Origin of the sequence: Seinonella peptonophila (genome assembly GCF_900129355.1) — a bacterium.
GTDB lineage: Bacteria > Bacillota > Bacilli > Thermoactinomycetales > Thermoactinomycetaceae > Seinonella > Seinonella peptonophila.
The window spans coordinates 1-11,177 of sequence record NZ_FQVL01000021.1; the positions used below are offsets into that span (position 1 = coordinate 1).

Consider the following 11,177-nt stretch of genomic DNA (forward strand, 5'->3'; position numbering starts at 1 on the left):
GAAAGTCGTGCTACACTCATGATGATCCGCCCTTTGTGGATGATGGTTGTGTGAGAGCTTTCATCTAACCACATTTTGGCGGATTTTTCTATTTTTTATTTTCGATTAATGCAACAACCTCATAACAGTTAAAACTATGCACCTTGACGATTTACTCTTTGTTTGCATATCTATTGTAAATATTTATATTTATACTCTCTCTTCATTAAAACCATTTAAGTGTATAATGTTATCAATTCATTAACATTAAAGGAGGCGGTTGCTTGCCCAAAAAAATTCCCATTGATAAGAACTTGGCATTTAGTAAAAAGAAACTATCCAAAAAAAGGGCAAATTTTTTACCCATTGAACAACCAAAGAGTTCAAATATTTGGATTAAAATTTCAGTGGCCGTTTTACTCTTACTCATTGGAGGTTTATCTGCCTATTACCTTGATCTAACAGGTGCCATTGCTTCTGATAACAAAACAAAAAAAATAGCTACTAACAAAGTAGTACCAAATACAACTCCAACTCCTCTAACAAGACCCAACCCTACACCTAAAGTAATTCCTGAAACAAAATCAGGGGAAGAATTAAGAGAGGAGAAGAAAAAGGAGAAAGGAACAGAAGACAAGCAAAAGGATCAAAAAGATAAAAACAAAGAGGATACAACGACCAAGCCACCACAAAAAACAACATCAAAACCAAAGACAAAGACAGAAAATAATGAACCTACATATCCATACCATGTAAACTCACCCTACCGAATCTACAATGATACAAATGGTCCAACAACAATCTATGCAGGTCCTAGTTCGTCTTCAGCAAAAAAAGGCACTATTTATAACGGAACTGAAATTCTCATCCTTTGTCAAACACGAGGAAACACTGTATCTAATAGTCATGGTGAATCTTCTAACTTATGGAATAAAATTGGCCACAATCAATTTGTCCCCGATATGCATACCTATACAGGTCATGATAGTTACGTTACTAAAAAATGCCAATAAATGATTGCAATTACGAAACACTTAAAATTGATTCATAACAAAAGCCAGGTACAGACGATGACGTCTCCTGGCTTTTGTTCAATTCTGTGGAAAAAAGATTAACCGTCGTTTTCCTTCTGGTAATTGCTCATCCATATGCTGTGTATGTTGACCTGATGCCGGAATTGCTCGTTCAAGACCCCATCTTCTAATCTGGGCAATCTGCTCAGGACTCGTTTTTGATAAAGGTACGACATTTTGGAAACTACGAATAAATAATTCAGGAGTTACTGTACCATCACCATTTAGAAACGCCTCTTTTACAACTTCACGAACAGCAGATTCTAAATCTGACCCCGCAAATCCTTCAGACATTTCAACTAGTTGATCCAAAAGTGATGCATCAAGGTCTTGTTTTAGCCCTCGTCTTGTGTAAATTTGAATGATTTCCTTGCGCTCTGCTGGTGAAGGTAGATCAACAAAAAACAATTCATCGAATCGACCACGTCGCAACAATTCAGGTGGCAACCTTGAAATATCGTTGGCAGTTGCAACTACAAAGACACGAGAACGAGCTTCTTGAAGCCAAAAAAGAAATTGCCCTACTAAACGAGTAGATGTTCCTCCGCTATCGCCCGCCCCAGCTCCAGCAAGTCCTTTTTCGATCTCATCAATCCACAAGACACAAGGTGCTACATGTTCAGCTGTCGACAATGCTTCCTTTAATCTACCTTCGCTCTGTCCTAACCATTGACCATATATGGTAGATAAATCCAGACGATATAATGGTAAATTCCAACTTGCTGCGATTGCTTTAGCCGAAAGTGATTTTCCACACCCTGGTACCCCCACGAGTAGCACACCACGAGGCGGGCGAATTCCACGCTCTTTTAAGTTTGCTGTTAGCAAAGGCCTTTCATGATCCAACCATGCCTTCAAACCATTTAAACCACCAACTGTTAGTTCTTGTCCGTCCAACTTCACTCGTTCTAATCCAGATATATCTGCAAATATGCGATCCTTTGCCTTCGTTATTTCTTGTAGATCATCTTTTTTAACAGCACCTTTTACGGCTATAGTTGCAATGATATTCTCTGCTTCAATCTGGCTAATGCCAGACATCATAGTAGCTGCCTCTTGCTGATCCTGTTCTGTCCATTCTACAGGAACCATACTTTTATAATATTGAATTGAGCTTTTTACAATTGAAAGCATTTCATCTTCGTTTGGAAGATCAAGCGTAATGGCCATTCCTAGGCGCTGTAATTGACCCCATACCGGTTTTGACGTAATGACAATGACCACACCAGCTTTTTGTTCTGCTAACATGACCACATCAGAAAAATGGCGAGAGCGTTCATTATCATCCTCTAAGTCTGGAAATTCGGTGAGTACAAAAGTTAAATTTTGCCGTTGGGTAAACTGCTGACTTATAAAATCAAGTGCACCATAAACAGAACGATCTTCATTCACCTTGCGCTGACTCATAATATCCTTCATACCCTCAGAGAGTGTATGAGCATAGATAGGAATATTTATCTTTTCCGCTGTCTCTCGTAAAATATTCATCACACGTGAACGCTCAGTGCTTCGAATGGAAATAAAAGGAATTCTAGCGCTTATATATCGTTCTAAAGCGTTTCTAAACGTATTCATATCCGCCATTTACAACAAACCTTTCATTCACATAAGTTATTTTTTCTTTAACATTTTAATCAGGGTTGTGAAAAATGAAGGCTCTTTTTTTTCTTCTTCTATAGGGATTTGGGGAATTTCTACGGTAACTGGGTTACGATTAATGATATTGTATAATTTTCCAGTGGAATCATTTTGGCGAGCACTATCTTCCAAACCTTTTTGTAATTTTTTAATTGCATCATTGAGTGCCTCTAGAATTTTTTGTTTTTGTTCATTTGGAATAGCGGGCATCATAACTAATCGAATAACAAATTCAGACCGCTTGCGTTCAGCAATTAAAGCAGGAACAAGCAAGTGTTCTTTCGCCTGTGCACGTTGTAGATCTTGGCGTAATTTATTTGCTGATTTTTGAAAACGATCATCAATGACCTCATTCAACCGTTTTAAAAAGCGGCTTGAAACGCCAGGTACCCAATCAATTTTCCCTTGATGAATAACTGACAAAATCGCTTCTTCATCTTGGCTTTCATCTTTTAATAATCGAAAGCACTTCGCCCAATCAGCGTAGATCTGTGGTGGTTGTAGATTCATATTCCTTTCCTCCGAATTGTTTTTCTCGGCGGCAATAAATCCCATTCAGGCAAAATCGTATGCTTTTTTGCTTGATCTTGACTACTTTGTCTCTGAAAAGCAGGCGTTGTTGAAGGTTCCTTGGTTTGATTATTTTCGTTCTCCGTTTGATTTGGAATTTGCGCTCCCCTTAAAGGTCGAAATGACTGATCCATCCGAGCACCTCCTCTATGATTGATCTTGGATTACAGAGACCTCTCCTTCTTTGTCGACTACACGCAAACAATCAGGATATACTTCAACAAAAGCATAACTTGGATGAAGCGCCAATGTTCTTGCTCTCTCTAATCCACCCGGTAATGGCTCACTCACTTTATAATGCATAATGATTTCTTCACGTAAATCAAGTGTGTGTACTTCAAATGGATGCCCCAGATAACAAGCTGAAACAATCCCTATTGGTAATGATTGTTTCTCTACATCAGCAAATTCTTGATCGACTCCCGCTAAAATTTCAGACATTTTTGCCTCACTAAGTACTTTTTCCCCTGTGTCTAATCCTGTACACAATTCTACATAAGCCGAGGAGCGATTTTGTCTTAAACGGGCTTGAGGATGAAACGAAATATGTTGAAGATTTACATCGGATTTTTTCTCTTTCCAATTTGTATCTGTTTGATTTGATCGGTTAAAGAATGGTCTAGGCATTTCTTTCACATCCTTTATCTTGCCATTTTTCTCAGATCGGTTAAACTATTCTTTATATAATTACTTTTCTATAATATCTCATATGGAGTTGATCTATTTGCGCAAACTTTTCCTTCCGATCCTATTGATCATTCTGGTGGGTGTAGCTTGCACACCACAAATAGAAGAGGAAAAAACAGCAGCTAAACCATTAAAATCAACAAAAACGAGTATTCAATCAACACCATCTAATGAAAAAAAAGAGCTTCCAAAAAATACACCAGCAGTTCAAATATCTCAAAAACAACAACAAGAAAAAAAGAATCAGAAAAACAACGAGGTAAGTGTTGATAAACAACAATCACCAAAAAAACAAATGAAGATCAAGCAATCAAATACTGACAAAAAGAAAATGGATAAACATTACACAAACTCACAGCAAATGGAAACATTTGAAACAAAAGTCGTGATGTTAGTAAATCAGGAACGAACAAAAAGAGGACTCCCACCATTAAAGAAAAGCAGTAAAGTTTCAACATTAGCTGAACTGAAATCGAAAGATATGTTGCATCATCATTACTTTTCTCACCAGTCACCTACATTCGGCTCATCATTTCATCTATTGAAGCAAAAAGAAGTCTCGTATCTAGCAGCAGGTGAAAACATTGCAACAGGCCAAAAAACACCTGCATCAGTGATGGAATCTTGGATGAATAGTGAAGGACATCGCGCTAATATTTTAAACAAGGACTTTACGCATATTGGTGTTGGCTATGTGAAAGAGGGTTCATCACGTACATATTGGACACAAATCTTTATTAAAAGATAATACTCAAACCTGGCACTCTCCAGTAAATTGAGTGCCAGTTATTTACGTATGAATAGCTCGAGCTTGATCAAAGCCCGTCTGTACATACTGTTCTTTACGGATACTAGCTATATATTCAGTCACTTTTTTAGAATCTTCATCTGCTTTGGTATATTCATCGCGCCAATCAACAATCTCAGCAATGGTTGCTAATAAATCGTTTTTAGCATTGATCTGTTTTTGATAAAATTGGGATCGTTCCACTTTTTTATTATGTCGACGAAGCCAAAGAAACCAGCCAGGTCCTAACAAACCAAGTAGTGTTAGCAGGAGAAAAGCCGGATGAATATAAGCCAAGGCAATCCCAAAAATAGAGAGTAGACCACCGCCTACTGCCGCTAAATAATGCTTCTTTTTTAGCTTCTTTTTACTTTTACCCTTCTTCTTCATATATTCCATCAACGAACGTACCATTTCGATTTGATTTGTACCATCACGAGTTGTACCTTGCCAACCTTCTATCTCAATTTCAATTTCACTTGGAAATTGACGACGATGTTCAGCAGTAAAATCTTTATAAGCATTTACAAGCCAGTCTTTACAAAATGCAATCGCAAAGCGTTGTGTGGCTTTGGTGGCAGAGACAGTCTGAGGAAAGAAGGCTAGCGTTTGCATCACATCTTTAAAATGAAATTTTTGATTCCAAGCTACTTTTTCTTGTGAGAACTTCTCCTCTGCAATCTCACGCTTTCCATCTTCTTCTATGATGAGATTTAATAACCGATCTTTCTGTCGCAATGGTAATTCTTCTTCATCATAATCAGTGACCAAGTTTTGCAACATCTCATCAACAGCTTCAAAAACTTTCTGTACAGGTCGAACCTCTCCAGAAAAAACAGTTTGTAGAAACGTAAGCAATTGTTGATGACTATGTGCAAACTCTAAAGACTTCTTACATTGATCAAAAGTTGGTGAGTATTGACTCAAATAAGGATATTGCTGATCAACAGCTTGATCTACAATAAATTTTTCTAATGGTTCTAACCACGATTTATGCAACTCTTCACCAGAAGCGGTTACATCAAACATCCATTGATTCATTTGAGCAATCGATTGGGCACGGGATTGTGGATCGAACACACCATTTGTAAAGGCATCTAATAAAATAATCACTTCACGATCTAATGCACTTGCATCTTGAAGGAAAAAATAACTCTCCAACCACCGAGAACATGCTTCAAATCGTTCATAACGCCGCATCACTAATGCAAAGAATAATGAACTTTTTTGGCTATCACGACGAAATCCCTCTTGTAATGCCTTTTCTGCTAATTCTCTCTTATCCTCAATCCATGCAGATAAGGCTACCAAACACGGAGATAACCAATATTTAGGCGTTTTTAACATCAGTTCTTCGGTTGTGGAACTGATGATCTCATCACGGACAATTCCTACATCTACCGCTTGTAAAATTCCCGTTGCCCTTCTTCGAACTGAATCATAGTGACCAAAATCTTTTTCCAATTTTTGACGAACACGAACCAAACGTGTTTCTGCCAATTGTAATTGCTTTGATTGTAATTCATCTTGTAAATAGGTATAAAAATCATTTGACAATTTATCTAATTTCGCTTCTGTTTCAAGTACTTTATTCTGCATACTCAACACATAGTGATACATGTGTTCGATCCCACTATGGATATTGGTGAGATTATGTTCAATCGTACGTAAATCAGCTTTTCGAATTATTCTCTGATTGGACATATTGATGCCCCACCCCCATTCTTATCAATAACTATAGCAAAAAAAAGAATATAGAAAAATAAATATTTTAATATGTTAAATCCAGTAAAATGGTTAAAAAGTGCTTATCTTTTACATAAGAGTGGTAAAAAATTGCTAGTGTGTTTTTGTCTCTATTGCACACCGTAGAATAGAACATGGTACAATGATTCAGTTGATTTGAACTTTGGGAGGTAATTATGGGTAAATATTTTGGAACCGATGGTGTTCGAGGGATCGCCAATCAAGAATTGACACCCGAACTCGCCTTTAAACTCGGTCGAACAGGCGCCTATGTGATCACATCACAGACAAATCGGGCAAAAGTAGTCATTGGACGAGACTCTCGTCTTTCAGGTGAAATGCTAGAATCTGCCCTTACAGCTGGTTTTCTTTCAATGGGCATCGATGTCATATTATTAGGCATCGTAAGCACACCTGCTGTAGCCTATTTAACACGATATCTAAAAGCAGAAGCAGGGGTCATGATTTCTGCATCACATAATCCATACCCAGACAATGGTATTAAATTTTTTAATAGTGAGGGACATAAGTTATCCGATGAAATGGAGGAAAGAATCGAAACATTATTGGATGATCAAAATGATACATTAGCTAGACCAACAGGTGAAAATCTAGGTCGAATTATAAAACAACAAGGAGCGATTGATCATTATCTTGATTATTTAGCAACAACTATTGATACAGACTTAAAAGGGCTCCATGTCGTTATGGATGGTGCAAATGGTGCAGCATATCAATTGGCTCCCCAATTACTAGAGCGATTAGGGGTAAAATTGACAAAAATCCATACAGACCCCAATGGTGTCAATATTAATCAAGGTTGTGGATCAACCCATCCAGAAGATCTACAAAAAGCGGTTCAAATGAGTCAAGCACAGATCGGTATTGCCTTTGATGGAGATGCTGATCGATTAATCGCTGTAGATGAAAAAGGCAAGATTGTCGATGGCGATCAGATTATGGCTATCTGTGCCAAGTATTTATCAGATCAACAGAAACTTGCTGGAAACACCGTTGTGACAACGGTTATGAGTAATATTGGATTTTTCAAATCTATGGAAAATTTAGGAATCCAATCAGTTCAGACTGCTGTAGGTGACCGGTTTGTTGCTGCTGCACTTCGGAAAGGTAACTTCACCTTAGGTGGGGAACAATCAGGTCATATTATTTTTACGGAATACTCAAACACTGGAGATGGTCTACTCTCTGCTCTTCAACTACTACAGGTTCTCAAGGCAACTGGTAAAAAATTATCGGAATTAAGTCAAGTCATGACCAAGTATCCACAACTGATGAAAAATGTAAAAGTAAAAACGAAAGAGGGTTGGCAAAAAAACAAAGCAATCGCACAAGCGATCAAAGAAGCTGAACATCAGTTGAAAGATTCCGGTCGGGTACTTGTACGTCCTTCAGGTACAGAACCATTAATCCGTGTAATGGCAGAAGGCCCCGATGAGGAAGTACTAAATGAATATATAAACCAAATTGCCCAAGTGATTGAACAAGAGCTTGGGTAACCAAAGGATGACTCTTGACAACTCCCCTCGCGTAAACGTGAGGGGATTCTTGGGATGAATAATCAGCCAATCAGAAAACGTTTTTTATGGAGTTATTGCTACTCCAATCGCAGCTCCTGTAAATTTACTTCCTTCTTTCTGTAATATTACGCTAAATGAACCTGGTTTCGTTCCGCCAAATTGAAGTTTATCAAACTGTCTTGATAGTTTCTGACTCTCATAAATAATGACGATCCGATCATCAGGGGTGATGGAAGTGTGCTTATACTCCTGAATTTTCTGAGAATCATTAGGAATCAATGTCTTGACATATGCCAAAGCCTGTTCTTCACTTGTATAGGGATGCTCAAATGATAGTGTGATAATTAACGCCTTTCCATCAGCAAATGTAGGCATGATCGAATCATTAGCAAACTTGCCAAGTAAATCAGTACCTTTGTTCTCTCCAAACTTGTCCACAAATGATTGGATTGATCCACCTAGGCCAGCAAATGAGTCAAAATTTTGTTCCTCTTGATGTTGATTTTGTTTTTCCTTAGATGCCCTTGTAGATGCATCAGTTCCTGAGGATTGCTCATTTAATTGACAACCACTGAAGAAAATCAACATCATAACTAACAATAAAAAACGATTCATCATATCACTCTTCTCATCTGAAAATTATTGATTCCTCATAAAAATGTACCCTCTAAAATCCGTTTCTTAACCTGTTTAATCTTTAACTGAATATAGGTTTCACTATCGCAAAGTTATAAAGTGTCGCCTCTTTTTTTTCTATTTTGAATAGAATTTGTATCTTATCATCATGTTCTATTAATATAGAAATATGATTTCAATGATGAATCCAAAGGAGATAAATATGTTAACCCAATGGCAATGGATGTTACTATTCGGTAGTCAACTTCTTCTTTCAGCCGTAACCCTGATCGCCGTGCTTATTACTCTATCTCGAAATAAAAGTCGCTTAAAATGCTCAATTTCCTATCGAATTGAAGATAATCAAATAACAAATCGAATGCTTGAATTTGAAGCAGTGAATATGAAATATATACCTGTACATTTTGAATCCTGTGGAATTTTTTTACCACAACGTTTTGGGGAAAAATTAACTCGTAAACCATTAAAAAAGCTTCTACTTACCGAACTAAGCGAACAGTTAGAACAAAAAATACTATTAATTGATGAAAAAATGACGCTTGAACTTAATGAAGCTATACTCCAAAAACACTTAACTCATCTGGGGCTTACAGGGAGTCAAAGGCTTCTATTTTATTTTAAAGATACGAAAGGTTATTACTATAAAATTCCCTTTAAATTAAAGCTCCAACCAGATCAAAAATCAGAAAAAAAAACCAGCTCAGTTTCATGAGCTGGCTCCATTCATTATTTAACGTGTTACCTGACGACCCAACCAAATATAATAACCTGCCCCTACTGTCAGCATAATGAATCCGATTAGAATACCAAGAGGGAGATTTCCTGCTGTTTTTGGTAAAGGACCGCCAATCGGTGAACCAGTAGGCTGTGGTGGATTTTCAGTTCCTGCTGTTGTATTTTGGTTGTTTGGTGGATTTTCTGTTCCTACTGTTGTGTTTTGGTTGTTTGGTGGATTTTCTGTTCCTACTGTTGTGTTTTGGTTATTTGGTGGATTTTCTGTTCCTACTGTTGTATTTTGGTTATTTGGTGGATTTTCTGTTCCTACTGTTGTATTTTGGTTATTTGGTGGATTTTCTGTTCCTGCTGTTGTGTTTTGGTTATCTGGTGGATTTTCTGTTCCTGCTGTTGTATTTTGATTATCTGGTGGATTTTCTGTTCCTGCTGTTGTATTTTGGTTATCTGGTGGATTTTCTGTTCCTACAGTTGAATTACTGTCACCTGTGCTATTATTGTTTTGATTAGGATTCTTATCAAATTTCATGAGACCGCCGGCTTTTACATCTTTCCCATCAACTTTACCTGTAAATTCAATTTTCAATTGATGGTTTTCTTTTGTAAATTTATCATGTGGTATGGTGAACGAGATAGTAGGATCAGTTTGATCTTTGAATTCTTTTAGTTTTTCTGAATTGTCCCATGTCAATTTCCAATTACCTTTTACTTTTTTTACATCTTTCAGTGTCGCAGTTCCTTTAAAGTCTTTTGTTTGTTGGTCATATTCACCTTTTGCATCAATGAGTACTTTTTTTGGTTGTTCACTTTTAGGATTTTTGGAACCTTTATCACCTTTGTTGCCTTTATCGCCTTGGTCATCACTTTTTGGTTCTTTTTTAGGTTCTGGTTTTGAAGTACTGATATCTTGTTTATCAGAGCCGACATACACGTTAACTGCATCGCAGGAAGGTTGATCATGATTGCTCACTGCTAAGCCTTGGAAACTTAAAGTAGCAGTTAGAGTTTTTCCATCGGGTAATTCTTTGTATTTTACATTTTTTTCAAATGAATCTTTGTTAGCATCTCCTGTTGTAAATTTGCTAGATCCTTTACCGATGGTCAAATCCCAAGATCCCTTGCGATCAGCTGCGGCCCGGATGGTTAAGCCCTTATCATCATAAGAAACCTTCATGTTAAGCTTTTGTTTCTTTGCTTTCACGTTTACACAGTTATAAATGTTAACATCTGGCGGTTGGTAATTTGGCGGTTGAAGTCTTGTCTGACCATTTGCTGTTGAGCCATAAATCTTTCCTTTAAACCTAGTCTGTAAAACATAACTTGACTCTTTCTCAATATCTTTTGTTGGAACTGTTACAACATGAATCGTATTACCTTTGTCATTATTTACCTTAACTTTTTTTGTCGTTTGCTGACTTTTGATATTATTTGGGTTTATTTCAATGTTACCATCTACTAAACCTGCTTCAGTTTTATCTGGAAAATAAGTGTAAAATTGAACATACCCACCTGTTCCTTGGATTGCAACTTTGGAACTCATTTCATACCTTTTTTCATGCGTGTCAGTTCCATATCCAGGAGGATCCGGCATTGCAAAGACAGATAATGGTGCAAACGCAGCAAGAGCTAAGATGATAATAGACAAAAGGATGGATCGCTTCATCGCTTCACTCCCTTATAATTTAATAAATTAAGAATATCAAACGATAAATAAATTGTAAATTAACTTTCATTTCATTGTCTAACCAAATCTTTGCAATCTGTTAAGCAAAGTTTTATATTTGGCAGAGA

The 11,177-nt window shown here is 37.1% G+C and carries 11 protein-coding genes; 4 read left to right on the top strand and 7 right to left on the bottom strand.

Features of this window, described 5'->3' with window-relative positions; translation table 11 throughout:
* Positions 1 to 263 precede the first annotated feature (263 nt).
* The gene (locus BUB71_RS17890; RefSeq protein WP_073158339.1) at positions 264 to 992 is read left to right on the top strand and encodes a hypothetical protein; all 729 of its coding nucleotides are present in this window, start codon (positions 264 to 266) and stop codon (positions 990 to 992) included.
* 78 nt (positions 993 to 1,070) lie between these two features.
* Here the strand turns inward: BUB71_RS17890 and BUB71_RS17895 are convergent, their stop codons facing one another.
* Genes BUB71_RS17895 through BUB71_RS17910 form a run of 4 tightly spaced genes read right to left on the bottom strand, consistent with a single transcriptional unit; the run spans position 1,071 to position 3,887 of the window.
* Positions 1,071 to 2,636, bottom strand: coding sequence for an AAA family ATPase (locus BUB71_RS17895; protein ID WP_073158343.1), 1,566 nt, complete (start codon positions 2,634 to 2,636; stop codon positions 1,071 to 1,073).
* Positions 2,637 to 2,663: 27 nt separating this feature from the next.
* A complete protein-coding gene (locus BUB71_RS17900; protein WP_073158347.1) occupies positions 2,664 to 3,200 on the bottom strand; it encodes a hypothetical protein in 537 nt (178 codons plus the stop codon).
* Entirely contained in the window at positions 3,197 to 3,394 is a 198-nt protein-coding gene (locus tag BUB71_RS17905; protein WP_073158350.1) for a hypothetical protein, read from the bottom strand. Before BUB71_RS17905 ends, BUB71_RS17900 begins: the two co-directional genes overlap by 4 nt.
* Positions 3,395 to 3,407: 13 nt before the next feature.
* The gene (locus BUB71_RS17910; RefSeq protein ID WP_073158353.1) at positions 3,408 to 3,887 is read right to left on the bottom strand and encodes a hypothetical protein; all 480 of its coding nucleotides are present in this window, start codon (positions 3,885 to 3,887) and stop codon (positions 3,408 to 3,410) included.
* A gap of 97 nt (positions 3,888 to 3,984) precedes the next feature.
* Between BUB71_RS17910 and BUB71_RS17915 the strand changes: the two genes are divergently transcribed.
* Entirely contained in the window at positions 3,985 to 4,695 is a 711-nt protein-coding gene (locus tag BUB71_RS17915) for a CAP domain-containing protein (RefSeq protein ID WP_073158355.1), read from the top strand.
* 42 nt (positions 4,696 to 4,737) lie between these two features.
* On the opposite strand, the gene BUB71_RS17920 is transcribed toward BUB71_RS17915, so the two are convergent.
* The gene (locus tag BUB71_RS17920; protein ID WP_073158358.1) at positions 4,738 to 6,438 is read right to left on the bottom strand and encodes a hypothetical protein; all 1,701 of its coding nucleotides are present in this window, start codon (positions 6,436 to 6,438) and stop codon (positions 4,738 to 4,740) included.
* A 218-nt stretch (positions 6,439 to 6,656) separates the two neighbouring features.
* Here BUB71_RS17920 and glmM point away from each other — a divergent pair, with 218 nt between their 5' ends.
* Positions 6,657 to 7,997 carry a phosphoglucosamine mutase gene (gene glmM, locus BUB71_RS17925; RefSeq protein WP_073158360.1) on the top strand — a complete coding sequence of 447 codons (1,341 nt, stop codon included), beginning with the start codon at positions 6,657 to 6,659 and terminating at the stop codon, positions 7,995 to 7,997.
* Positions 7,998 to 8,081: 84 nt separating this feature from the next.
* Here the strand turns inward: glmM and BUB71_RS17930 are convergent, their stop codons facing one another.
* Positions 8,082 to 8,636, bottom strand: coding sequence for a hypothetical protein (locus tag BUB71_RS17930; protein WP_139279184.1), 555 nt, complete (start codon positions 8,634 to 8,636; stop codon positions 8,082 to 8,084).
* Positions 8,637 to 8,856: 220 nt separating this feature from the next.
* Here BUB71_RS17930 and BUB71_RS17935 point away from each other — a divergent pair, with 220 nt between their 5' ends.
* Positions 8,857 to 9,366 (top strand): hypothetical protein, encoded by a 510-nt coding sequence (locus BUB71_RS17935; protein ID WP_073158368.1) that lies wholly within the window; start codon positions 8,857 to 8,859, stop codon positions 9,364 to 9,366.
* Between the two features lie 18 nt (positions 9,367 to 9,384).
* Here the strand turns inward: BUB71_RS17935 and BUB71_RS17940 are convergent, their stop codons facing one another.
* Positions 9,385 to 11,049, bottom strand: coding sequence for a hypothetical protein (locus BUB71_RS17940; protein ID WP_073158371.1), 1,665 nt, complete (start codon positions 11,047 to 11,049; stop codon positions 9,385 to 9,387).
* Between the last annotated feature and the right edge of the window lie 128 nt (positions 11,050 to 11,177).